A 22231-nucleotide genomic window follows, 5' to 3' on the forward strand; every position below is an offset into this window, starting at 1 on the left:
GAATCGAGAAGCCGCGGCGTACTGGATTCCCGCCTTCGGGGAGAATGACAGCGAGCGCGGGACAGGCAGTGTCCGCGCCGCCGCCGGATCAATCCCCGTCAACCATTACCGACAAAATTGCGGGGCATTCCTTCGCCTCGCCCCAATCAAACCCAAATATCTCCCGATTCGCGCAAGCCGCCGACTTTTTTTGGGCTGATTCAGACGGCGATTTACCGGCTCCAGTTTGCGGGGCATTTCTGGACAACAACAAAAAGACTGAAGCCGGGATGCCCCAGCGTTGCGTTAGTAAGGGGGAGCATCACCATGGAGACGACGGCGTACCGCCCGTCCAGGGAATCGAGATCGGTCGATTCCGATCAAGCTGCATCACATCCGGCCGTCGCGTCCTATATCCGTGCGCGCGCCGCGCGGGTCGATCTGTCACCGGAAGATCCAATTCCACTGTTCCTGTCCGATCCGCTCGGTGTGCCGGATTCAGCCGAATATACGGCGCGGGCGTTGAGTCCCCGGCTCAGATTTGTCCCGCCTGTTCTCGCGGCGGTTCTCGTCGCATCCACGCTGGCCGTTGCGGCCGCGCTGTTTCAGCCCAGTCTCCGCAATCTCTTCGCCGCCGACGCTGCCAGCCCGACGGGTGCCGAGCTGGACCAGGCCATGGCGTCGGCCGACGTGCCGGACAGGCCTCAAACCGCGTACAAGGACCCGGCGCGCTTGGGCAACACGAGGCTGGCGAGCGCTGACGCGCAGGATCTCCCCGCAGCCTCAGCTCCGAGCCGCGAAGCGATTGCGACTGCCTATCAAACCGCGCTGCAAGCCCAGGCGCCCGGGCCAGTCGCCGCGCCGCCTGCGCCCCCACCGCCCGCCAAGACGCTCGATGCCGACACACTGGCTGGGCTGATGGCGCGCGCGAACGGTCTGTTGGCGGTCGGCGACATTGCCGCGGCGCGCCTGCTGCTCGAACGCGCCGCCAATGCACAGGATGCAACGGCTGCATTTCTGCTCGCGCAAACCTATGACCCGGCGGTGCTGGGCACGAGCGACGCGCGGCGCGTTGCTGCCGACGCGACCGCCGCGCGCGACTGGTACCAAAAGGCCGCAGGCCTTGGATCGGCGGAGGCGCGGCAACGCCTCGCCCAGCTTCAGAACTAGAACTCTTTAGGGGATATCATGCGTAACGCTTTGAGAATGGCGCTTGCCGCCATCATGACGATCTGTGCCTTCGCGGCACGCGCCGAGCAGACCGAATATGATCCGGCCAAGGTCTCTGACAGCCTGAAAGCCATCTTCCAGTTCGGTTCGAGCTCGACCAAGCAGTCGCTGAACGCCAACACCGTGACGTTGATCACCGGCACGATCGGCGGCACCTATGTGCAATTCGGCGCCGACCTCGCCTCCGTGCTCGACGACGGCAACAGGATTCGTGTGTTGCCAATCGTCGGCCGAGGCTCGGTGCAGAGCGTTGCCGACATCCTGTTCCTGCAAGGCGTCGATCTCGGAATCGTGCGCGCGGATACGCTCGACTATCTCGAGCGCAAAGGTTTTGCCAAGGACATCAAGAAGCAATTCACCTATGTGACGAAGCTCTACAACGAGGAGATGCAGGTGATCGCGCCAAAAGCGGTCGCGACACTCAAGGATCTGGAAGGCAAAACTGTAAGCGTCGATCTGCCGAACGGCGGCACCTTCGTCACCGCGCTCACCGTGTTCGAGCGGCTCGGGATCAAGGCGAAATTCGTTTATGTCGAGCAGCGCATCGCGATGGAGAAACTGAAGGCCGGCGAGATCGACGCCGTCATCGTGGTCGGCGGCAAACCGTACAAGTCCGTTTCGACCTTCGGCAATGACGGCCGCTTCCACCTTGCGACCGTGGATTATGCAAAGCCCCTCCAGAGCGACTATCTGCCGGCGACGCTGACCGCCAAGGACTATCCGAACCTAGTCAAGGAGGGCGAGAGCGTGGACACCATCGCGGTGCCGGCGGTGCTCGCGGCCTACAACTGGGCGCCCAACACCGAGCGCTACCGCAAGCTTGCATTGTACGTGGACGCGTTCTTCACGAAGTTCCCGACGCTGCAGAACCCGCCTTTCCATCCCAAGTGGAAGGAGGTCTCGCTCGCGGCGCCCCTGGCGGGCTGGAACAGATTGCCGGTGGCGCAGCAATGGCTCAACCGCCACGGCGTCGAACCGGTGACGCGGCAACGCTTCGAGGCGTTCCTGCAACAGAGCCCCTCGGCCGCAAAAGTGTCCGACGCGGATAAGGAAACGCTGTTCAAGCAATTCCAGGCGTGGGACGCGGAAAAGGCGCAGGCGCAGGCGGAAAAGAAGTAGCGAGCAGCCATCCACAGCTGTCATCGCCCGCGAAGGCGGGCGATGACAGCATTCCGAGACGGTTATGGTTCAATCGGAAGGCGGCCGCGGCGTACTGGATTCCCCGCCTTCGCGGGGAATGACAGCGGAGTATGCGGCGACAGCTACTGCGCGGCTTCCACGTCCACCTCATCCACCCCGCGCTTCAGCGCGGCGCGGGCGGCTTCGCGATGCTCGTTCGTGATGTGGCTGGCGACCATGCGGATCGCAGTGGCGAGCACGGCGGCGTCATCGGTGAAGCCGAGGATCGGCATCACGTCGGGGACGAAATCGAACGGCAGGATGAAATAAGCGATCGCCCCGAGCAGCGACGCCTGGACATGGCGCGGCGTCTGCCGGTCGAAGGCGCAGTAATAGGCGGCGAGCAGATCCTCCGCGAACGGTAGTTGCGCGGCGACACGCTTCAGCTTGCGCCAGAAGCGGCGCCGCACGCTCTCACGATCTTCCGCGAGCCGGTCGGCCGGCTCGAAACCGACGCTGTGTTCGGCGGCCATTTTCGGCAAACTCCCCGTTCCAGCCTGGGGCGGCAGATCGCCGCATCCCGTGCTGATCACAAGATGGGGACGCGGCCGGGCCCTGCAAGACGTCAGCCTGGTGTCAGCTTGGCGATGGCGTTCATCGCCTTGGCGAGCGCGATGTCGAGCGCGGTGACGCCGCCGGCGTCGTGGGTCGACAGCACCACCTCCACCGTCTTGTAGACATTGCGCCATTCGGGGTGGTGGTCCATCTTCTCGGCGACCAGCGCCGCGCGCGTCATGAAGCCGAACGCCTCGTTGAAATCCTTGAAGACAAAGGTTTTCCCGATCGCGTCGCGTCCTTGAACCTCGGTCCAATCAGGTAGTCCGCCCAGCGCCTGCCTGCGCGCCTCCGCCGAGAGCCGTTCTGCCATCATCGCCTCCGTCCTTCAGGGGAACTTTACCTTAACACCGCACCGACGCCCCGGGTTCATACGGGATTAGACCCCATCCGCTAACCATGACGGAGATGTAACCCTGCCGGACAAGAAATTTGCTACACTTGCGGGCGTAAATCGCCGGCCAAGATGAAACTGAGCCTCAAGCGACTGTTCGGGAGATCGATGACCGGGGGATTGGACCTGGCCGAAGCGCCCACCCCGCCCTCGCCGCGATCATCGGCGCGGAAGACGGCGCTCGTGACTCTCGCGCTGGTGCTCGCGATCGTTGGCGCGCTCGCCGGCGGCTACTATTTTGCCATGCGGCCGGTGACGCTGAAGATCGCGGTCGGCCCCGCCAATAGCGATGACGTCAAGGTCGTGCAGGCACTGACCCAGGCCTTCGCGCAGCACAAGAGTTCTGTGCGGCTGCGCCCGATCCAGACCGACGGCGCCACCGCCAGCGCCAATCTGCTCGCGGAAGGCAAGGCCGACCTCGCCATCGTGCGCGGCGACGTCGACGTACCGAAGAACGCGCAAGCGGTTGCGACCCTGCGCAAGAACGTCGTGGTGCTGTGGTCCGTGTCCGGCAAGGGCAAGAAGAAGGGTCCGAAGATCACCAAGATCGCGCAGCTCGCCGGACATCGGGTCGGCGTGGTCGGCCGCACCCAGGCCAACGTCAATTTGCTCAAGGTGATCCTGCAGCAATACGGCGTCGATCCCGCCAAGGTCGAGATCGTGCAATACCCGGCAAGCGAAGCCGTCGAGGCGATCAAGGCCCAGAGGGCTGATGCCTATCTCGCGGCCGGTCCCGTCAACAGCAAGATCACGTCCGAGGCGATCGCCGCCTCCACCAAGGATTTCGGCACGCCAACCTTTCTCGCGATCGATTCCGCGGATGCGATCGCGCAAAATCATCCGGTCTATGAAGCGGCCGAAATTCCCGCGGGCACTTACGGCGGCTCGCCCGATCGCCCCGAGGACGAGGTCAAGACCATCAGCTTCTCGCACCACATCGTGGCGCGCAAAACTGTGTCCGAAACCACTATCGCGGCGTTCACGCGCCAGCTTTTCTCGGTACGCCAGCAATTGGTGACGGAATTCCCGCTGGCGGCGAAGATCGAAACGCCCGACACCGACAAGGATGCGGTGATCCCCGTGCATCCCGGCGCCGCCGCTTTCGTCGACGGCGAGGAAAAGACCTTCCTCGACAGATACAGCGATTACATCTGGTGGACCCTGATGGCGCTCTCGGCCATGGGCTCGATCGGCGCCTGGTTTGCAGGCTATCTGAAGAAGGACGAGCGCGACAACAACAGCCATCTGCGCGAGCGGCTGCTCGACATGATCACCGCCGCTCGAAAGAGCGAAACGAACGAAGATCTCGATCAGATGCAGACCGAGGCCGACGAGATCCTGCGCGACACTCTGCGCTGCTACGACCACGGCGCGATCGAGGAAGGTGCGCTCACCGCCTTCAACATCGCGCTCGACCAGTTCCATGCGGCGGTTGCCGACCGCAAGGCGGTGCTGTTCAGCCTGCCGCAGAACCTGCAGCGCGCCGGCGCGCAATTCCGGGCCGCCGGCAACGCGTAAGCGCTTGCACCCGTTATCGCTGCGTCACATTGTCTCAATATAGCGTCGGGCTCACCGTGGCGACCGCCCTGGACGGCCGCCTCACGCGATATCGAGACCATCCCATGAACATCAAATTCTCCCGCCGACGTTTCCTGACGACCGGTGCCGGCGCGCTCGGCGCGGTCGCAATGCCCCATCTCTCTCGCGCGGCCGACCGGCCGGCGGTGACCCATGGCGTGCAGTCGGGCGACGTCACCGTCGACGGCGGGGTGGTCTGGGCGCGTACCGACCGGCCCGCACAGATGCTGGTCGACGTGGCGACGACGGAGTCGTTCAGGGATGCCCGCGCACTGCCGCCGATCGCGGCGCTGCCCGAGAGCGACTTCACCGCAAAGATGCTGATCGAAAACCTGCCGGGCGGACAGGACATTTTCTATCGCGTCCGCTTCCGCGATCTTTCGCACACCGCGGTGGAGGGCGAGCCGGTGACCGGCCGCTTCCGCACCGCGCCCGCCGACCGCCGTGACGTCAGCTTCGTCTGGGGCGGCGACGTCGCAGGACAAGGCTGGGGCATCAACCCCGACGACGGCGGCATGTTCACCTTCTCGGCGATGCGCAAGCACCGTCCGGATTTCTTCCTGCACTCCGGTGACACCATCTATGCCGACGGCCCTATCCAGTCCGAGGTGAAGCTCGCCGACGGCAAGATTTGGAAGAACGTCACGATTCCCGAGAAGGCCAAGGTCGCCGAGACGCTGGACGAGTACCGCGCCGCGCACAAATACAATTTCACCGACGACAATCTTCGCGCCTTCAATGCCGAAGTGCCGATCTTCGTGCAGTGGGACGACCATGAGGTGACCAACAACTGGTCGCTGTCGAAGGAGCTGCCCGCGACCTACAAGGAGCGCGACATCGCGCTGCTTGCGGCCCGCGCAGGCCGTGCCTTCCACGAGATGTATCCGATGCGCGAAAGCATCGTCGAGCCCGGCCGGGTCTATCGGCAGATCTCCTATGGTCCCCATCTCGACGTGTTCGTGCTCGACGAGCGTAGCTATCGCGGCCCGAATGGCCCCAACCTCGAAACCGCTTACGACCCGGCCAGCTATTTCCTCGGCCCGGACCAGACCGCCTGGCTCAAGCGCGGCCTGTTGAATTCGCGCGCGACCTGGAAAGTGATCGCCTCCGACATGCCGCTCAGCCTCGTCGTGTCGGACACGCCGAAGGGTGGATCGGAAGCCATTGCGCAGGGCGACGGCCCGGTGCGCGGCCGCGAGTTCGAGATCGCCGACATCCTGCGCTTCATCAAGATGGCGCCGGTCAGCAACACCGTGTGGCTGACGGCGGACGTGCATTACGCCGCCGCGCATTATTACGATCCGAATAAGGCGCAATTCCAGGATTTCGAGCCGTTCTGGGAGTTCGTGTCGGGCCCGCTTCACGCGGGCACATTCGGTCCGAACGCGCTCGACAATACGTTTGGGCCGGAGGTGCGTTTCGTCAAGGCGCCGGGGAAAGACAACCAGAACCTGCCGCCGTCCGCCGGGATGCAGTTCTTCGGACACGTCAAGATCGACGGCGCTTCCGGCCAGATGACGGTGACCTTGCGCGACCGCGCCGACGTCGCGCTGTGGTCGACCACGCTCGATCCGAAGCAGGCCTGACGCCGTATCGCTAGTCCGCCGCGCGGACCTGGAGCGCCGCCTCCAGCGCTTCGCTCGAACACGGCTTCTGCAGACGCGGCTGGCTGGCGAATTCCGGCGGGATGCGCGCGTCAGCGCCGTAGCCGGTAACGAAGACGAACGGAATTTTCAGCGCCGCGAGCCGTTCGGCCACCGCAAAGCTGTTCTCGCGACTCAATCCGACGTCGAGCAAGGCGAATCCGGGGACGCGCGCCGCGATCGCGGCCAGCGCCTGCGCCACTGAACCTACCGTGCGCACGCTCTTCACGCCAAATCCGAGCAGGCGATCCTCGAAGTCGATCGCGATGATCGGATCGTCCTCGACGATGAGAACATCGGCAGGACAATTTGAACTATCGGAAACGGCGGGTGCCATCATCGTAACTTGGAGCATGAGGTTTCTCTGACTGGGATACCGGTCACGACGCCTGCACCCAGCGCGGAGGGTTCCCGGAACGAAACCCACCACATTACAGTTATTAGGTCTGTCCACTTGTGCACACAGGACCTCGACGGAACTCGCTAAGGTGGAGGCGGATGGGAGTTTGAGATGGACGCGCGGACCAGCAACGCCACCGAGATCGACAGCCGGCCGACCAACAATCTGCTGCGGCGCTTGAGCCCGGCCGACTTCGCCCTGCTTGCGCCACATGTCATGCTCGAAAGCGCCGCGGCGAATGAATTGCTCTACAACCCCGGCGATGACGTCCAGGTCGTCCACTTTCCCTGCGGACCATCGCTTGCGACCTTCCTCGTTCCCAATGAGGACGGCCGCGACGTCGAGACCATCCTGGTCGGCCGCGAAGGCGCGGTGGGCGGCATCGTCAGCGAAGGATTTTTACCGGCCTACACCCGGATCTGCGTGAAATTCGGCGGGCCGTTTGCGCGCATTCACGTCGGCAAGCTGGAGGCCGCCAAGCAGCGCTCGCCCTCGTTGCGCCATGTCTTCGCTCGCTACGCCGACTGCATGCTGGCGCAGATCTTCCAGTCCACCGCCTGCAACGCCATTCACTCGATCGAGCAGCGCACCGCCAAATGGATGCTGGCGGCGATGGAGCGGACCGGCGACGAGAGCAGTGTGCCTCTGACCCACGAGCAGCTCGCGACACTGCTCGGCGTCGGCCGCAGCTATGCCAGCCGGGTGCTTCAGTCGTTCAAGGCGGAAGGCGTGCTCGACACGCGACGCGGATCGATCCTGGTCCGCAACCGCGAGGGCCTGCGCCTGCGCGCCTGCATGTGCAACGAGGCCGTGAAGTTGCACTTCGAAGAGGTGCTGCGCGGGGTCTATCCGACCGAAGAGCGGCAAGCCGGCTAGCCACCTGCCTCGCTCCTCTTCGGGGATAAGAAGCGGCCGCACTATCCCGCCGGGCGGGAACCTGGGCTAATGTCCCCCCGCATGAGCGGGGCTTTCCTTCACACTCTCTTCGACATCGCAGCATGGCTGGCTGCGGCCGTGGCGCTGTACTGGCTGTCGCGACAGGGCTTGCTGTTTCCGGCGCAATCCTTCGAGCGGTCCTACCTCGCCGCTTTGGTGTTCGGTGCGGGCCTCGGCGCCTATCTGTTCGGCTCCGCCAATCTGTGGCTGTCGGGCCAGAGCGGCATTGCGCGCTCGGTCGAGGGCGCGCTCGCCGGGGGCATCGCGGCGATCGAGCTCTACAAATGGTCCGCAGGGATCACGGTGCGAACCGGCGCCCGTTTTGCGCTGCCGCTGGCCCTCGGCATCGCGATCGGCCGGCTCGGCTGCTATTTCGCGGGCCTTGAGGATTTCACCTACGGCACGCCGGCGGCATGGCCCTGGGGCCATGATTTCGGCGACGGCATCCTTCGGCATCCCGTGCAGCTGTACGAAAGCGCCGCGATGGGCGTATTCGCGCTGCTCTACGTGGTGGCGGTCTTGAACCGGAGCGCGTTTGTGATCACCAATGGTTTCTACCTCGTCCTCGTCTACTATGGCGCACAGCGCTTCCTGTGGGAATTCCTCAAGCCCTACGGCACGCTGATCGGCCCCTTCACGCTGTTTCACGTGCTGTCGCTGTCCATCCTGCTCTACGCTGTCGTCATGCTGGCGACGGCGCCCAAAGCGAGACCCATGCATGAACGCGCCGTTGCGTAAGTCGCGCCCCTATATCTTCTGGGGCCAGACTCAATCTCTCTGCGAGACCTGCCTGAAGCTGGTGCCGGCCAAGATCCAGATCCTCGACAACGAGGTCTGGTACGAGAAGCGCTGCAAGGAGCATGGCGTCCAGTCCACGCTGGTCTCGACGGACGCAGCCTATTGGCGCCTGTGCAAGGATTTCATCAAGCCCGGCGACCGGCCGCTCGCCTTTCAACGGCATACCGAATTCGGCTGCCCCTATGATTGCGGCCTGTGCCCCGACCACGAGCAGCATTCCTGCCTGGCCCTGATCGAGATCACCGAGCATTGCAATCTGACCTGCCCGGTGTGCTTTGCCGATTCCTCGCCGGCGCGGACCAGCTTCACGCCGCTGGCCAAGATCGAGCGAATGCTCGACGCGCTGGTCGCGAGCGAGGGCGAGCCTGATTTGGTGCAGATCTCCGGTGGCGAGCCGACGCTGCATCCGGACTTCTTCGCGATCCTCGATGCGGTGCGCGCCCGCCCGATCCGCCATGTCATGATCAACACCAACGGCCTGCGTATCGCCCGCGAAAAAGATTTCGTGGCGCGGCTCGCCGAGAACAAGCGAGGGCTTGAGGTCTATCTCCAGTTCGACTCGCTTGAACGCGACGCGCTGATCAATCTGCGCGGCGCGGATTTGCGCAAGATCCGTCAGCAGGCGCTGGAGAATCTCGAGCATTACGGCGTATCGACCACGCTGGTGGCGACCATCAAGCGCGGCGTCAACGATGCCGAGATCGGCGACATCGTTCGCCACGCGCTGACCTGGAAGTGCGTTCGCGGCGTCACGCTGCAGCCGGTGCAGGATGCCGGCCGCAACGAGAATTTCGACAAGAACACCGACCGCATCATGCTGTCGGAGATCCGCAAGCGCGTGGTCGAAACCGGCGTGTTCGGCGACAAGGACATGATCCCGCTGCCCTGCAACCCCGAAAGCATCTCGATCGGGTACGGCCTGCGCAACGGCGACAAAGTGCTGCCGCTGACCTCGCTGATCCCGCAGGAGCAACTCGTCGCATTGTTGCCCAATACGATAAGCCCGGAGAAGCATCCGGCGCTGAGGGAGAAATTCATCGATCTGTTTTCGCTGTCCTCGGGGCCGCTGAACACCAGCGAGCGCGTCTGCGAATTGTTGTGCTGCCTGCCGAGCTTCGAGGTACCGCAGGGCATCACGTACGAGAACGTATTCCGCGTCACCATCGTGCAGTTTCTCGACCGCTTCAATTTCTGCGTCGGCAACGTCAAGCGCAGCTGCATCCATTTCGTCACCGAGAGCGGCGCGATCATTCCGTTCGACACCTACAATCTGTTCTACCGGAACGGAAAGATCGACGGCATCCGCGCCGAACTGGCGGCGCAGTCAACCGAAGGAGTCCTGCAGGCATGAGCATCAGCGACACGCCGCCAGCCCCTCCGGGACCGCCTCCTGCCCCGCCGAACAAGCGCAGCGGCTGCCTGACCGCGCTCATGGCGATCTTCGGGATCATCCTGCTGCTGCCCGGCGCCTGTGCACTCCTGTTCGGCGGAATCTCCATATCCGACAGAGGCCGGATCGATTCCGACGTCGCGCCCCTGGTGTTCCTGGGCCTGGTCGTGGGGCTGGGCGGGGTCGGCCCTGATCTGGGCCGCCATCAAGGGCCGGCGCGGCTGAGGGCGGCTTTTCGCCTAACCCCCGGGAATCCCCGGACAAAATTCAATCAACCAACGGCCAAAGAACACATTGTTTTTTGGCCGTTTTTGCCTATATTGCGCCGCAACGCGTAGGGTGCCCGGTCGATATGCCGGGCTTTCCCTTTTGGGCGGAAAGCGCCCCGTTTCCAGTCTTCAAGCGTTGTTTCGAGAAGAGGTCCCGGTCTGACCGGCGAGATCGCGCTTAACCCATTGTCCGACCGCAAAGAAGCTCACTCATGAACCTTCGCAACATCGCCATCATCGCCCACGTCGACCACGGCAAGACGACTCTGGTCGACCGCCTCCTCCAGCAATCCGGCACCTATCGCGAGAACCAGAAGGTGACCGAGCGCGCCATGGACTCCAACGATCTGGAGCGCGAGCGCGGCATCACCATCCTGGCCAAGGCGGCCTCGGTGCAGTGGAAGGACACCCGCATCAACATCGTCGACACCCCCGGCCACGCCGATTTCGGCGGCGAGGTCGAGCGCATTCTCAACATGGTGGACGGCGCGCTGGTGCTGGTCGACGCCGCCGAGGGCCCGCTGCCGCAGACCAAATTCGTGGTCTCCAAGGCGCTCAAGGTCGGTTTGAAGCCGATCGTCGTGATCAACAAGGTTGACCGTCCCGACGCGCGGGCGACCGAAGTCATCAACGAGGTGTTCGATCTGTTCGCGGCGCTCGACGCCAGCGAGGAGCAGCTCGACTTCCCGATCCTCTACGGGTCGGCCAAGCAAGGCTGGATGGCCGAGAGCCCGGACGGGTCGCACGAAGCCGGCATGCAGCCGCTGTTCGACCTGATCGTGCGTCATGTCGCGCCGCCGACCGTCGAGGAAGGCCCGTTCCGCATGATCGGCACCATTCTGGAGGCCAACCCCTATCTCGGCCGCATCATCACCGGCCGTATCTCCTCAGGCTCGATCAAGCCGAACCAGGCCGTGAAGGTGCTGGGCGCCGACGGCAAGACCATCGAGACCGGCCGCATCACCAAGATCCTCGCCTTCCGCGGCATTGAGCGCACTCCTCTCGACGAAGCCGAGGCAGGCGACATCGTCGCGATCGCCGGCCTGACCAAGGGCACAGTCGCCGATACCTTCTGCGATCCGTCGGTCGACACCCCGCTGGTGGCGCAGCCGATCGATCCGCCGACCGTCTCGATGTCCTTCATCGTCAACAACTCGCCGCTCGCGGGCACCGAAGGCGACAAGGTGACCAGCCGCATGATCCGCGACCGCCTGCTGCGCGAGTCCGAAGGAAACGTCGCGCTGCGGGTCGTCGAAGCCTCGGACAAGGACGCGATGGAAGTCTCGGGCCGCGGTGAATTGCAGCTCGCGATCCTGATCGAGACCATGCGCCGCGAGGGCTTCGAGCTTTCGGTGTCGCGTCCGCGCGTCGTGCTGCAGAAAGACGAGGCCACCGGCGCCACGCTGGAGCCGATCGAGGAAGTCGTCATCGACGTCGATGAAGAGCATTCCGGCGTCGTCGTGCAGAAGATGAGCGAGCGCAAGTCCGAGCTGATCGAGATGAAGCCGTCCGGCGGCAACCGCCTGCGGCTGGTGTTCTACGCGCCGACGCGCGGCCTGATCGGCTACCAGGGCGAACTGCTCACCGATACCCGCGGCACCGCGATCATGAACCGTTTGTTCCATGGCTACGCGCCGTACAAGGGCGAGATCCAGGGCCGCCGCAATGGCGTGCTGATCTCCAACGACCAGGGCGAAGCGGTGGCTTACGCCATGTTCAAGCTGGAAGATCGCGGCCCGATGATGATCGAGCCGGGCTGGAAGGTCTACAAGGGCATGATCGTCGGCGAGCATACCCGCGACAACGACCTCGAGATCAACGTGCTCAAGGGCAAGCAGCTCACCAACATCCGAACCACGTCGAAGGATGAAGCGGTGCGCCTGACCCCGCCGATCCGCATGACCCTGGAAAAGGCGCTGGCCTATATCGAGGACGACGAGTTGGTCGAGATCACGCCGAAGTCGATCCGCCTGCGTAAGCGGCACCTCGACCCGAACGAGCGCAAGCGCGCGGAAAAATCCAAGGAAGCGGTGGCTTAAGCTACCGCCCTCGTGCCCCGGACGCAGCGCAGCACGCAGTGATGCGCTGCTGAGCCGGGGCCCAGTTACTCTCACAACCTCCACATCACCTTGGGTCCCGGCTCTGCGGAGCGGCGTTACACGCCGCACCGCGTCCGGGACACGTGAGCTGTGTGTCCGCCCGGCTTCAGCACTCTTTGCGAACGTGCTAGAGCCCGCCCATGAGCTCCCTTCCCTCCTCCGTTGACGTCGCGATCATCGGTGCGGGCGCCGCCGGCCTCGGCGCGGCGCATGCGCTGGCAGGATCCGGCCTCTCGACAATCGTGCTGGAGGCGCGCGACCGGCTCGGCGGGCGGGCCTGGACGGTGCAGGCCTCGCCCGAAGTCACCTTCGACGTCGGCTGCGGCTGGCTGCATTCGGCGGACAACAACTCCTTTGTCGCGATTGCGAAACAGCTCGGTTTCGAGGTCAACAAGGACCTGCCGCCCTGGCGCGAGCGCGCCTATGGCAACGCGTTTCCGCAGAGCCAGCGCGACGAGTTCATGCGCGCGATGGACGCATTCTACGAGCGGCTCTGGCAGGCCGCGCAGAAAGGCAAGGACGAGCCGGCCAGCCTGAGCCTGGAGCCTGGCAATCGCTGGAATCCCATGATCGACGCGATCTCGACTTATATCAACGGCTGCGAACTGAAGGACATGTCCACACTGGACTGGGACGCCTATGAGGACAGCGACCTCAACTGGCGGGTCCGCCGCGGCTATGGTGCTCTGATCGCGGCCTATGGCGCGCCCTGCCCGGTGGCGCTGAACTGCAACGTCACGGTGATCGATCATTCCGGCCAACGCATCCGCGTCGAAACCTCCCGGGGCACGCTGATCGCGGGCAAGGTGATCGTCACCGTGCCGACCAATCTGATCGCCGACGAAGCCATCCGCTTCTTCCCTGCCTTGCGCGCCAAGGTCGACGCCGCAGCCGGCCTGCCGCTCGGTGTCGACGACAAGGTGACGCTTGCGCTCGACGATGCCGAGGCCTTCCCGAAGGAAGGCAATTTGCGCGGCGCCACAATGCGCACCGACATGGGCACCTATCATATCCGCCCATTCGGCCAGCCCTGCATCGAAGGCTTTTTCGGCGGCAGCTTTGCACGCGGACTGGAAGACGCCGGCGAAGGCGCGATTGCCGCGCAGGGCATCGACGAGATCGCAGGCCTTCTCGGCAACGATATCAGGCGAAAGCTGAAGCCGCTCTACGAGTCGCGCTGGGCCCACGACCCCTTCGCGAGAGGCTCCTACTCGCACGCGCTGCCGGGCCACGCCGGTGACCGCGCCGTGCTGGCGGCACCTGTGGATGGGCGGCTGTTCTTTGCAGGAGAAGCGACGTCGCCGAATTTTTTCTCGACGGCGCACGGGGCAAGGGACAGCGGCGAACGGGCGGCACAGGAAGCGCTGGGGGTCCTGGGCAAACCGTAGCCACACACGCTGTCATTGCGAGCGCGGCGAAGCAATCAGAATCTTTCCGCAGCCGGAGTCTGGATTGCTTCGCTACGCTCGCGATGACGAATTACTCAATCACCCGTGCTCGCAAATCGGCATCAGGCACGAAGCACGCGTCGTACTTGCCAAAGATGCGGTAGCGGTTGCGCGCAATGAGGCTGTAGACCGGGTCGCGCAACGCTTTCGGCACGGCGAACAACGCGCGCACCCAACCCCAGCCGGGGAGCTGCGACAGCACCGTCAGCGCGGCGTCCGACTTCATGAACACCTCGCCGCCGTGAACCACGGCGTTGGTGTCGGGATCAGCGGGATCGATGCCGAACGTGCGCGCGAGCCGGGCGCCATAGTCAGACTGGATCGGCGTGAAGCGAAATCGCTTCGCCGTGTCACGTTTGGCGACGAAGCGGACCCAGCGCGAGCAGAAAATGCAGACCCCATCGAACAGGATGACGTCATCGTCAGGCCATTTGGGCATCAGCGATTATCCAATATCAGGAAATGCAGCGTCATGGCTTTTTGCCAGCCGCCGGCTTCAGAGCGCGATCGAGTTCGGCACTCGCGGATTTGACGCCGGCCTCGCTCTCGATCATCCAGTGCCCTTCGCTGCCCACGCCCGGCAGCGCACGGAACTCGACCTTGCCGCCGCTGCGCCGAAACGCGTCGACCAACGCAAGCGAAAATGACGGTGCAAAGTAGCTGTCATTGGCGGCAACGAGCCACGTGACGGGGATGCGCGCGGCCTTGCCGAATTCCGCCGCCGCCGCGAGAAGCGTATGCGGCGCGCAGATCCGGTTCGGCTCGTCATTGGCATGGCCACCGCGGCCCGGCGCAAGGACGATGATGGCGGAGGTCGTCTTCGGATCGGCATTCGCGAGCGCCAGAGCGCCCCAGCCACCGGCGGAATGGCCGATCACGATCGCGGCGTCCTTGCGGATGAAATCCTGCTTTCGCAAATCCTCCAGCGCGAGCGCGATTTCGTCGGCCGTTAAACGGCCCGAGCGCACATAGTCCGCCTCGTCGCAGCCACCCTGGTCCTCGACATAGCGGCCGCCTGTACGCCATGGCCGAGCCGTTCCGGCACCAGCACGGCGAAGCCGCGCGCGATGAGGAATGCCGTGAGTGCGCGGTATTCCGGCTGGGGCATTTGCGCGCGTCGCAAGGCATTTTGCGTCGATGCGTGCGCGATCACCGCAAGCCGGAACGGGCCGGCACCCGGCGGGCGAAACAGCAGGGCATGAGCGGCGATGTCGGTATCCGGCGATGGCACGCGCCATTGCTGCCGGCGAAACGGATCGCCCTCCGCTCCGGACGAACCAAAAGTGACCTGAGCGCACACAGGCGACGCAGTCAGCAAGGCCAACAAAGGCAGAAGCACGAGGATATTGAGGAGCCGCATGAATTGCCGGAGGCGAGAACTGCGACGGTCACACTAGTAGGAACGAATCAATATCGGCAGACTTTCTGCGTTGCCATTGCCGTCCATTCGTTGCCGCAAAGCGGTTTTGCACCGGCGCAGAGCACCCCGGTGCCATTCGAATCGGCGTCTTGTCTTTTTTCGGTACAACATGGTTCAAATACTGATGCAGAAAGTCCACACGTTAACCGATAATTAACGATAGGTCTTGCCGCCGGCGCGGCGACTTGGTTTGATCACGTCCATGAGCACAACCCTGATCGAGGTCCGGCCGGCCAAAGCCGCAGATGCAACTGCGGTGGCGTCCACCCATGACGAAGCCTGGCGCTCCGCCTATCAGGGCATCATTCCCGGCGCCGAACTGGAGAAGCTGATCAACCGCCGCGGTCCGCAATGGTGGGACAGTGCGATCCGCAAGGGCAGCCGCGTCAGCGTGCTGGTGTTCGGCGACAAGATCGCAGGCTACGCCAATTACGGCCGCAACCGCGCCCGCAGCCTGCATTTCGACGGCGAGGTCTACGAGCTCTATCTGCGTCCCGAATTCCAGGGCCTGGGCTTTGGTCGCCGCCTATTCACCGCGGCCCGCCGCGACCTGATGCAGAGCGGCCTGAAGAGCATGGTGGTGTGGGCGCTCTCGGACAACGATCCGGCCACCGAGTTCTACCGTGCCCTGGGCGGCCGCATGGTGGCGCGCTCCTCGGAGCGTTTCGGGCCGAAGTCGCTCGACAAGGTTGCCTTCGCTTGGACCAATTGAGCTGCTGAAGTCCGCTCGGCAGCGTTTCCCTTCCGTCGATACCGTTGCCGTTTGAGCCGGTGATCGCTGGATTCATTATTTCACAAAAACGCGATGGATCAGCGGGCCAAGCCCGCGTATGACAGCGCCAAAATCGCTGCCGGGTGCGATTTAACCTTGGCAACAACGGAGCCTTGAATGCGTATCGATGCGGTCTCGATCGGGAAAAACGTACCCCACGACGTCAACGTCATCATCGAAGTCCCCGTGGGCGGCGAACCGATCAAATACGAGATGGACAAGGAAGCCGGCACGCTGGTGGTCGATCGTTTCCTCTACACCCCGATGCGTTACCCCGGTAACTACGGCTTCATCCCGCACACGCTGTCCGATGACGGCGATCCCTGCGACGTCCTCATCATCAACACCCGCGCCATCATCCCCGGCGCGGTCATGAGCGTGCGTCCGGTCGGCGTGCTGTTCATGGAAGATGAGGCCGGCGGCGACGAGAAGATTTTGGCGGTGCCCTCGTCCAAGCTCACCCAGCGCTATGACAAGGTGAAGTCGTATTCCGACCTGCCGGATATCACGCTCCAGCAGATCCAGCACTTCTTCGAACACTACAAGGATCTCGAACCCGGCAAGTGGGTGAAGATCCTGCGCTGGGGCGGCCCAGAGGATGCGCACAAGCTGATCCTCGAAGGCATCGATCGCGAGAAGAAGAAGAACGGGTAAAGCTACCGCGTCGAGCGATGGTGTGCTCCCTCGCCCCGTTCTTACGGGGAGAGGGATCGCTTCGTAATCGACCTCTCCCCGCAAGCGGGGCGAGGTGAAGAAAACCTACACCGCCGACTTCGGCAGCCCTGCGATCGCGCAGGCCGCGCGCAAGGTGTTCACGAGCAGGCACGCGACCGTCATCTGACCGACGCCGCCCGGCACCGGCGTGATGGCGCCAGCCACGGCGAGCGCTTCCTGATAGGCAACATCGCCAACGAGACGCGTTTTGCCGTCGTCCTTCGGGATCCGGTTGATGCCGACGTCGATCACGGTCGCCCCCGGCTTCAGCCAGTCGCCGCGCACCATCTCGGACTTTCCGACCGCGGCGTAGACGAGGTCTGCGCGCCTCACGAGCCCGGGCAGGTCACGCGAGCGCGAATGCGCGATGGTCACCGTGGCGTTCTCGTTCAGCAACAGCTGCACCAGCGGGCGGCCGACGAGGTTGGAGCGGCCGATGACGATGGCGTTCATGCCTTCGAGCGAGGCATGCACGCTCTTGGTCAAAATGATGCAGCCGAGCGGCGTGCAGGGCGACAGCGCCTCGAAGCCGCCGGCGAGGCGGCCGGCGTTGTTCGGATGCAGCCCATCGACATCCTTAGCGGGATCAATGGCATTGACGACGGCCTCGGTGTTGAGGCCCTTGGGCAGCGGCAATTGCACCAGAATACCGTGCACGGCGGGATCGCGGTTAAGTTTTGCGACGAGCGCCAGGAGATCTGCTTGCGAGACGTCGGCCGGCAGCTTGTGCTCGAACGAGGCCATACCGGCGGCCTGGGTCTGGGTGTGTTTCGAGCGCACATAGACCTCGCTGGCCGGGTCGCTTCCGACCAGAACGACCGCAAGGCCCGGTACCAGATTGTGCTCGCGCTTGACGCGTGCGACCTCGTCGGCGACGCGGGCGCGAAGTTCCGCGGCGATGACTTTTCCGTCGATGATCTTGGCGGTCATGTCAGTTCCCTCAGTCCGTCGATTTGGCTGATGCGAGCAGGCGCAGCGCTTCGCCGAGCCGCGCCGGATCGCCGTCGACCGCGATCTGCTTCAGCCGCGAGGTCGCTCCCGACAGGAGTTTGACGCTGGCCTTCGGCACGCCCAGCGATTTCGCCAGCAGCACCAGAACGGCCTTATTGGCCTCGCCGCCATCCGCGATAGCGCGCACACGCACCTTGAGCACGCTGCGGCCATCGGAGAGCTGCTCGATCCCGTCGATATCGTCGCGGCCGCCGCGCGGCGTCACCCGCAGCGCGATGCTGATACCTGCGGCCCCGTAACGCCAAGGTTCCTTGATGACAAGGTTCTTTGGCAACCCAGGGCGCTCCAGCCTGCTTAGATCACGTTCGGGTAGATGTAATACAGGATCACCCGCTCGATGAACATGATGAGCAGGATCAGGATGATCGGCGAGATGTCGAGGCCGCCGAGGCTGGGCAGGAAATTGCGAATCGGCGCCAGGACCGGCTCCGTGATCCGGTACAGGAACTCCGCCACTGCCGACACGAACTGGTTGCGGGTGTTCACGACGTTGAAGGCGATCAGCCAGGACAGGATCGCGGACGCGATCAGCAGCCAGACGTAGAGGTCGAGCACGATGATGACGATGTCGAGAACGGCACGCATGGCTTTTAAAAACTCTGGCTTCGGTCGGGATTGACGTCTTTTGCTAGATATCGGTTCCCCCCGGTCCAAACAAGGGAAGTCGGTGCCGGGATGGCTAAAACCGGGTTACAGCCGTCCTTGACTTGACCTTGGCGGGGACTTAAATGGCGCCCGGTTGTCGGCCGCATTGACCAGAGCGGCCTACAAAAGGGGCCATAGCTCAGCTGGGAGAGCGCGTCGTTCGCAATGACGAGGTCGGCGGTTCGATCCCGCCTGGCTCCACCAGCCTTCGCTCGCTTCGCGAGCTACGGCTCGGCAAGCCCGGACAGTCCCTCGTAGCGAAACGAGCGAAGGCTGCCGCGGCGTAGCCCGCAGGGCGAAGACGGACTGCCGACGAATCCCTCCTACTTCCCCGTAAACCTCGGCGGCCGCTTCTCCATGAAGCTCGCGACTCCCTCCCGGAAATCGCTGCCGTTCAGCGCTACCATCATGTCCCGATTGGCTTCGATCGTCGCCTCCGCCAGCGTCTGGAACGGCACCTCGTAGAGCTGCCGCTTGATCACGGCCATCGCGCTCGGCGAGACGAAATCGGCGAGGTCGCGCGCATAGGCGTAAGTCTCCTCGCGCAGCTTCTCGGGCGAGCAGAGCCGGTTCACCAGCCCGATCCGCAGCGCCTCGTCACTCGAAACACGGCGTGCCGAGAGCAACAGATCCATCGCATTGGCGTGGCCGACGATTCGCGGCAGCATCCAGCTGATGCCGTGCTCGGCGATCAGGCCGCGCCGCGCGAAGGCGGTGGTGAACACGGTGTTGTCGGCGGCAAAGCGCAGGTCGCAATAGAGCGCGTGGACGAGGCCGATGCCGGCGGTTGCGCCGTTGAGCATGGCGATGACAGGCTTTCCGATCGACGGGTAGAAGCCATAGCGCGTCTGCCAGTCGGGCCGCCGGTTCATGTCGAAGGGCGGCAGGTTCGACGCGCGCCTGACATCATCGGGGTCGAGCCCCTTCAGCGCGTCCATGTCGGCACCGGCGCAGAAAGCGCGGCCCGCGCCGGTGATGACGATGACGCGGACGTTGTCATCGGCGCTCGATGCTTCCATCGCATGGCGCACGTCGCGCTCCATGATGGGCGTCCACGCATTCATGCGGTCGGGACGGTTGAGCGTGATGGTCGCGACCTTGTCGCTGACCTCATAGAGAATGTGTTCGTAGCCCATGGCGCTCTCCCTTTGTTTGCCGGCGCAGTTACGCGCGCGCACGTTGGCAACGAGCCTACCATACAAGGGGATGAGAAGAGCTTGTGCTAAGGCGCGATCACTCGGCCGCCTGCGCCAGCAACGGCCGGCGCGTCAGCCAGCCGTCGACGAAATGATCGAGCCAACCGCGTTCCGCGGCATCGTAGATCGCACGGTCCGCGAAATGATGATGCCGCTGTCGCGCGCCGGGCGCGCTGAGACCGTCATAGCCCCGGGTGGTCCAGCGATGCATCATCGCGTAGGTCACGTCGGGATGGAACTGCACGCCGAAAGCGTTGCCGGTGCGGAATGCCTGCACCGGAAAATCATCGCCTTCGGCAAGCAGTTCAGCGCCAACCGGCAACTCGAAGCCTTCGCGATGCCAATGATAGACCCGCGCCGGCCAATTCGGGCAGAGCCCGTGTCCCGCTGCTGTCGGGCGAATCGGATAGTAGCCGATCTGGGTCAGCGCGTCGGCATGCGGCGCGACGCGGGCCCCCAACTGCTTCGCCAGCATCTGCGCGCCGAGGCAGATGCCGAGGAACGGCCGCTGTTCGCGGAGCGGAATTTCGATCCAGTCGATCTCGCGGCGGATGTAGTCGTCGGGATCGTTCGCGCTCATGGGACCGCCGAAGACCACAGCGCCGGCATGCTGGTCGAGGGTCTCGGGCAGCGGATCGCCGAACCGGGGACGGCGGATGTCGAGACGATGGCCGAGCGCGCGCAGCGCATTACCGACGCGGCCAGGCGTTGAGGATTCCTGATGCAGGATGATCAGAACCGGCAACCGGGTTTCGGAGGCGGCGACGTCCGGCGTCCTTCTGGGGAAGGGCACCACTTCTGCGCCACCAAACCTGTTCGTCCGGAACGACATGGTCTCTGCGAGTGCTATCGGTTCAGACCGCCAGCATAACTAAGCGATCGTTAATTTCGTGTGAGTTTGCGCACACACCCACCCGATAGAAAGCAAGCTCCGGGCCACGACCGACCGAGAGCTCGCTTTAGTGTCTTTGCCTCTGAAACCAGCTGGTGGCAGACAGAATGAAGCCGCGCGGGAAGAAGCGCAGCGCGAATGGCACGATCTTGATGCCCAGACCGGGGAGCACTGCCCGCTTGTTGGCCATCAGGCCGCGATAGGCCTGCCGTGCGACCTCGGCGGCAGGAACATTGAGAAGGGCCGTATCATGTCCGGAGCCAACGCGGGCGCGGGCCTGGAATTCGGTGGGCACCGGGCCCGGGCAAAGGACGGTGACGCGAACGCCGCGCGGTGCAAGCTCCGCCCGCAAGGCCTCGGTGAAGGAAATGACATAAGCCTTGGACGCGTAATAGACGGCCATGCCGGGGCCGGGCAGAAAGCCGGCGACCGACCCGACGTTGAGAAGACCGCCCTTGTTCCTGATCAGCTGATCGGCAAAGCGCAGCGACAGATCCGTCAGAGCCCGGACATTGACGTCCACGATGCCGACCTGCTCGACGCGGTCGCGCTCAACTGCGTCACCGAATACGCCAAAGCCGGCATTGTTGACGAGATTGTCGAGCTCGACGCCTTCGGCAGCGAGTGCGGCGGCGATCTTCTCGCCGGCATCCGCGTCCTGGAGATCGCAGGCGATCACGATCGGCTTCTTGCCGCCGTTGGCGGCGAGCTCGTTCGCGAGCGCCTCGAGCCGGTCCGCGCGTCGCGCCGTCAGCGCAAGACGGTGTCCGTTCGCGGCGAACACACGCGCCAGCTCCGTGCCGATGCCCGCCGAGGCACCGGTGATCAACGTTACCCGCTCAGTCACGATCGAGATCTCTTGAATTGAAGTTTTTGGCCCCGGAATGCTGGAACGAGAGCATAGGCCGAGCGCGACAGGCAAGCGGCGCCGCCGCATAGCCACTTGAGCGGGAAACGGGGGAAGCAGGCAAACCACGGATTTACAGGAGAAATCCGGAACCCGGACAGCCCGAGGCTACATTAAAGTTTCGTCATGTGACCTGCACAACCGTCAATTGGCGGTGTTGGCACGGATCACCCACCGACCGCGTCGTCCTTGACCTGGCCGCCGGCACGATCTGCGACCGCGTGCTTCAGGTCGATCCGGTCGCGTTGCGAAATCCCGAGCAGGTCGGAAGCGCGCCAGACCACATTATCCTCGAACTCGGTAACCTGGCCGTCGGCGTAGACCAGCTCCCACATCATCTGGACGACGCGCTTGCGGCCCTCTTCGTCGAGCGAGCGCATCATGATGCTGGTGAAGTGATAGAGGTCGACCGCCTCGCCCTCGACCTCCGTCGCATCCGCGATCAGGCGATCCGCGGTGCCGCGATCGAGCCCGAAGTGGCTTTCGATCAAACTGTGCAACTTGCGCTGCTCGGCAGCAGTCGGCTGGCCGTCCAGCGAGATCACGTGAACGAGCAGCGCGGTCGCCGCCAGCCGGTAATCACTGTCACCGAATGCGCGGTCCTGGGCATGGGGAGCAACAATGTCGGCGATGAATTGGCGCAGGCCGTCGAGCATAAGGTCCTACCGAAATCGATGAAGCCGCGGAGCGCGACTGCTACCAGCATTATATGAGCAGGAAACCCAACCGGCGCAACGTGCGTCAGTTCCGCGCGCCGCATTACGTTTCGGCAATCT

22 protein-coding genes, 1 tRNA gene and 2 pseudogenes are annotated in these 22231 nt (G+C 64.0%); 13 read left to right on the forward strand and 12 right to left on the reverse strand.

Annotated elements, in window-relative coordinates; all coding sequences use genetic code 11:
• Positions 1 to 117: 117 nt before the first annotated feature.
• A complete protein-coding gene (locus ABIB90_RS24530; protein ID WP_354201545.1) occupies positions 118 to 1149 on the forward strand; it encodes an SEL1-like repeat protein in 1032 nt (343 codons plus the stop codon).
• An 18-nt stretch (positions 1150 to 1167) separates the two neighbouring features.
• On the forward strand, positions 1168 to 2328 hold the full coding sequence (locus ABIB90_RS24535) for a TAXI family TRAP transporter solute-binding subunit (protein ID WP_007598749.1): 1161 nt from the start codon (positions 1168 to 1170) through the stop codon (positions 2326 to 2328).
• Positions 2329 to 2471: 143 nt separating this feature from the next.
• Here the strand turns inward: ABIB90_RS24535 and ABIB90_RS24540 are convergent, their stop codons facing one another.
• On the reverse strand, positions 2472 to 2861 hold the full coding sequence (locus tag ABIB90_RS24540) for a YkvA family protein (protein WP_007598747.1): 390 nt from the start codon (positions 2859 to 2861) through the stop codon (positions 2472 to 2474).
• Between the two features lie 92 nt (positions 2862 to 2953).
• Entirely contained in the window at positions 2954 to 3256 is a 303-nt protein-coding gene (locus tag ABIB90_RS24545; protein ID WP_007598746.1) for a 4a-hydroxytetrahydrobiopterin dehydratase, read from the reverse strand.
• A gap of 153 nt (positions 3257 to 3409) precedes the next feature.
• Here ABIB90_RS24545 and ABIB90_RS24550 point away from each other — a divergent pair, with 153 nt between their 5' ends.
• Together ABIB90_RS24550 and ABIB90_RS24555 are read left to right on the forward strand one after the other, a co-directional pair.
• Complete coding sequence (locus ABIB90_RS24550) at positions 3410 to 4855, forward strand: TAXI family TRAP transporter solute-binding subunit (RefSeq protein ID WP_354201546.1); 1446 nt, start codon at positions 3410 to 3412, stop codon at positions 4853 to 4855.
• 104 nt (positions 4856 to 4959) lie between these two features.
• Positions 4960 to 6501 (forward strand): alkaline phosphatase D family protein, encoded by a 1542-nt coding sequence (locus ABIB90_RS24555; protein WP_354201547.1) that lies wholly within the window; start codon positions 4960 to 4962, stop codon positions 6499 to 6501.
• A gap of 10 nt (positions 6502 to 6511) precedes the next feature.
• Here the strand turns inward: ABIB90_RS24555 and ABIB90_RS24560 are convergent, their stop codons facing one another.
• Positions 6512 to 6913 carry a response regulator gene (locus tag ABIB90_RS24560; protein WP_354201548.1) on the reverse strand — a complete coding sequence of 134 codons (402 nt, stop codon included), beginning with the start codon at positions 6911 to 6913 and terminating at the stop codon, positions 6512 to 6514.
• 156 nt (positions 6914 to 7069) lie between these two features.
• Here ABIB90_RS24560 and ABIB90_RS24565 point away from each other — a divergent pair, with 156 nt between their 5' ends.
• The 6 genes and pseudogenes from ABIB90_RS24565 to ABIB90_RS24590 all read left to right on the forward strand — a co-directional run bounded on the left by ABIB90_RS24565 (position 7070) and on the right by ABIB90_RS24590 (position 13838).
• Complete coding sequence (locus tag ABIB90_RS24565; RefSeq protein WP_007598738.1) at positions 7070 to 7834, forward strand: Crp/Fnr family transcriptional regulator; 765 nt, start codon at positions 7070 to 7072, stop codon at positions 7832 to 7834.
• Positions 7835 to 7915: 81 nt separating this feature from the next.
• The gene (locus ABIB90_RS24570) at positions 7916 to 8632 is read left to right on the forward strand and encodes a prolipoprotein diacylglyceryl transferase family protein (RefSeq protein WP_354201560.1); all 717 of its coding nucleotides are present in this window, start codon (positions 7916 to 7918) and stop codon (positions 8630 to 8632) included.
• Positions 8613 to 10043, forward strand: a complete 1431-nt coding sequence (locus ABIB90_RS24575; RefSeq protein ID WP_007598734.1) for a radical SAM protein — start codon at positions 8613 to 8615, stop codon at positions 10041 to 10043. Before ABIB90_RS24570 ends, ABIB90_RS24575 begins: the two co-directional genes overlap by 20 nt.
• Positions 10040 to 10307: pseudogene (locus tag ABIB90_RS24580) on the forward strand (hypothetical protein). The gene ABIB90_RS24575 and the pseudogene ABIB90_RS24580 overlap by 4 nt, the downstream one beginning before the upstream one ends.
• A 256-nt stretch (positions 10308 to 10563) precedes the next feature.
• Positions 10564 to 12390 carry a translational GTPase TypA gene (typA, locus tag ABIB90_RS24585; RefSeq protein WP_007598731.1) on the forward strand — a complete coding sequence of 609 codons (1827 nt, stop codon included), beginning with the start codon at positions 10564 to 10566 and terminating at the stop codon, positions 12388 to 12390.
• 200 nt (positions 12391 to 12590) lie between these two features.
• A complete protein-coding gene (locus ABIB90_RS24590; RefSeq protein WP_354201549.1) occupies positions 12591 to 13838 on the forward strand; it encodes a flavin monoamine oxidase family protein in 1248 nt (415 codons plus the stop codon).
• Positions 13839 to 13929: 91 nt separating this feature from the next.
• On the opposite strand, the gene ABIB90_RS24595 is transcribed toward ABIB90_RS24590, so the two are convergent.
• Positions 13930 to 14337: a thiol-disulfide oxidoreductase DCC family protein gene (locus ABIB90_RS24595; protein ID WP_354201550.1), complete on the reverse strand. Its 408-nt coding sequence runs from the start codon at positions 14335 to 14337 to the stop codon at positions 13930 to 13932.
• A 31-nt stretch (positions 14338 to 14368) separates the two neighbouring features.
• Positions 14369 to 15258 (reverse strand): annotated as a pseudogene (locus ABIB90_RS24600) (alpha/beta hydrolase family protein).
• A 262-nt stretch (positions 15259 to 15520) separates the two neighbouring features.
• Between ABIB90_RS24600 and ABIB90_RS24605 the strand changes: the two are divergent.
• Together ABIB90_RS24605 and ppa are read left to right on the forward strand one after the other, a co-directional pair.
• A complete protein-coding gene (locus ABIB90_RS24605) occupies positions 15521 to 16030 on the forward strand; it encodes a GNAT family N-acetyltransferase (RefSeq protein ID WP_007598725.1) in 510 nt (169 codons plus the stop codon).
• Positions 16031 to 16207: 177 nt separating this feature from the next.
• The gene (ppa, locus tag ABIB90_RS24610) at positions 16208 to 16744 is read left to right on the forward strand and encodes an inorganic diphosphatase (RefSeq protein ID WP_211394934.1); all 537 of its coding nucleotides are present in this window, start codon (positions 16208 to 16210) and stop codon (positions 16742 to 16744) included.
• Positions 16745 to 16849: 105 nt separating this feature from the next.
• Here ppa and folD read toward each other — a convergent pair whose 3' ends face one another.
• From folD to ABIB90_RS24625, 3 genes are read right to left on the reverse strand one after another with little or no spacing between them, the layout of a single operon-like run.
• A complete protein-coding gene (gene folD / locus ABIB90_RS24615; protein ID WP_354201551.1) occupies positions 16850 to 17734 on the reverse strand; it encodes a bifunctional methylenetetrahydrofolate dehydrogenase/methenyltetrahydrofolate cyclohydrolase FolD in 885 nt (294 codons plus the stop codon).
• A 10-nt stretch (positions 17735 to 17744) separates the two neighbouring features.
• Positions 17745 to 18089 (reverse strand): DUF167 domain-containing protein, encoded by a 345-nt coding sequence (locus tag ABIB90_RS24620; RefSeq protein WP_007598722.1) that lies wholly within the window; start codon positions 18087 to 18089, stop codon positions 17745 to 17747.
• A 20-nt stretch (positions 18090 to 18109) separates the two neighbouring features.
• Complete coding sequence (locus tag ABIB90_RS24625) at positions 18110 to 18400, reverse strand: YggT family protein (RefSeq protein ID WP_007598721.1); 291 nt, start codon at positions 18398 to 18400, stop codon at positions 18110 to 18112.
• 188 nt (positions 18401 to 18588) lie between these two features.
• Here ABIB90_RS24625 and ABIB90_RS24630 point away from each other — a divergent pair.
• Positions 18589 to 18664, forward strand: a tRNA-Ala gene (locus ABIB90_RS24630).
• Positions 18665 to 18783: 119 nt separating this feature from the next.
• On the opposite strand, the gene ABIB90_RS24635 is transcribed toward ABIB90_RS24630, so the two are convergent.
• The 4 genes from ABIB90_RS24635 to ABIB90_RS24650 all read right to left on the reverse strand — a co-directional run bounded on the left by ABIB90_RS24635 (position 18784) and on the right by ABIB90_RS24650 (position 22111).
• Positions 18784 to 19596: an enoyl-CoA hydratase gene (locus tag ABIB90_RS24635; protein ID WP_007598716.1), complete on the reverse strand. Its 813-nt coding sequence runs from the start codon at positions 19594 to 19596 to the stop codon at positions 18784 to 18786.
• A 97-nt stretch (positions 19597 to 19693) separates the two neighbouring features.
• Positions 19694 to 20488 carry a glutamine amidotransferase gene (locus ABIB90_RS24640; RefSeq protein ID WP_354201552.1) on the reverse strand — a complete coding sequence of 265 codons (795 nt, stop codon included), beginning with the start codon at positions 20486 to 20488 and terminating at the stop codon, positions 19694 to 19696.
• A gap of 127 nt (positions 20489 to 20615) precedes the next feature.
• Positions 20616 to 21395, reverse strand: a complete 780-nt coding sequence (locus ABIB90_RS24645; RefSeq protein WP_007598712.1) for an SDR family NAD(P)-dependent oxidoreductase — start codon at positions 21393 to 21395, stop codon at positions 20616 to 20618.
• Positions 21396 to 21622: 227 nt separating this feature from the next.
• Positions 21623 to 22111: a tellurite resistance TerB family protein gene (locus ABIB90_RS24650; RefSeq protein ID WP_007598711.1), complete on the reverse strand. Its 489-nt coding sequence runs from the start codon at positions 22109 to 22111 to the stop codon at positions 21623 to 21625.
• Positions 22112 to 22231: the final 120 nt, after the last annotated feature.

Source organism: Bradyrhizobium sp. JR4.1, from assembly GCF_040548605.1.
Classification (GTDB): domain Bacteria; phylum Pseudomonadota; class Alphaproteobacteria; order Rhizobiales; family Xanthobacteraceae; genus Bradyrhizobium; species Bradyrhizobium canariense.

What these genes read in the sequence shown, in the direction of transcription:
- ABIB90_RS24535 (WP_007598749.1), top strand. Translation starts at nt 1,168, where the DNA reads ATGCGTAACGCTTTGAGAATGGCGCTTGCCGCCATCATGACGATCTGT.
- ABIB90_RS24540 (WP_007598747.1), bottom strand. Translation starts at nt 2,861, where the DNA reads ATGGCCGCCGAACACAGCGTCGGTTTCGAGCCGGCCGACCGGCTCGCG.
- ABIB90_RS24545 (WP_007598746.1), bottom strand. Translation starts at nt 3,256, where the DNA reads ATGGCAGAACGGCTCTCGGCGGAGGCGCGCAGGCAGGCGCTGGGCGGA.
- ABIB90_RS24550 (WP_354201546.1), top strand. Translation starts at nt 3,410, where the DNA reads ATGAAACTGAGCCTCAAGCGACTGTTCGGGAGATCGATGACCGGGGGA.
- ABIB90_RS24555 (WP_354201547.1), top strand. Translation starts at nt 4,960, where the DNA reads ATGAACATCAAATTCTCCCGCCGACGTTTCCTGACGACCGGTGCCGGC.
- ABIB90_RS24560 (WP_354201548.1), bottom strand. Translation starts at nt 6,913, where the DNA reads ATGCTCCAAGTTACGATGATGGCACCCGCCGTTTCCGATAGTTCAAAT.
- ABIB90_RS24565 (WP_007598738.1), top strand. Translation starts at nt 7,070, where the DNA reads ATGGACGCGCGGACCAGCAACGCCACCGAGATCGACAGCCGGCCGACC.
- ABIB90_RS24570 (WP_354201560.1), top strand. Translation starts at nt 7,916, where the DNA reads ATGAGCGGGGCTTTCCTTCACACTCTCTTCGACATCGCAGCATGGCTG.
- ABIB90_RS24575 (WP_007598734.1), top strand. Translation starts at nt 8,613, where the DNA reads ATGAACGCGCCGTTGCGTAAGTCGCGCCCCTATATCTTCTGGGGCCAG.
- typA (WP_007598731.1), top strand. Translation starts at nt 10,564, where the DNA reads ATGAACCTTCGCAACATCGCCATCATCGCCCACGTCGACCACGGCAAG.
- ABIB90_RS24590 (WP_354201549.1), top strand. Translation starts at nt 12,591, where the DNA reads ATGAGCTCCCTTCCCTCCTCCGTTGACGTCGCGATCATCGGTGCGGGC.
- ABIB90_RS24595 (WP_354201550.1), bottom strand. Translation starts at nt 14,337, where the DNA reads ATGCCCAAATGGCCTGACGATGACGTCATCCTGTTCGATGGGGTCTGC.
- ABIB90_RS24605 (WP_007598725.1), top strand. Translation starts at nt 15,521, where the DNA reads ATGAGCACAACCCTGATCGAGGTCCGGCCGGCCAAAGCCGCAGATGCA.
- ppa (WP_211394934.1), top strand. Translation starts at nt 16,208, where the DNA reads ATGCGTATCGATGCGGTCTCGATCGGGAAAAACGTACCCCACGACGTC.
- folD (WP_354201551.1), bottom strand. Translation starts at nt 17,734, where the DNA reads ATGACCGCCAAGATCATCGACGGAAAAGTCATCGCCGCGGAACTTCGC.
- ABIB90_RS24625 (WP_007598721.1), bottom strand. Translation starts at nt 18,400, where the DNA reads ATGCGTGCCGTTCTCGACATCGTCATCATCGTGCTCGACCTCTACGTC.
- ABIB90_RS24635 (WP_007598716.1), bottom strand. Translation starts at nt 19,596, where the DNA reads ATGGGCTACGAACACATTCTCTATGAGGTCAGCGACAAGGTCGCGACC.
- ABIB90_RS24640 (WP_354201552.1), bottom strand. Translation starts at nt 20,488, where the DNA reads ATGTCGTTCCGGACGAACAGGTTTGGTGGCGCAGAAGTGGTGCCCTTC.
- ABIB90_RS24650 (WP_007598711.1), bottom strand. Translation starts at nt 22,111, where the DNA reads ATGCTCGACGGCCTGCGCCAATTCATCGCCGACATTGTTGCTCCCCAT.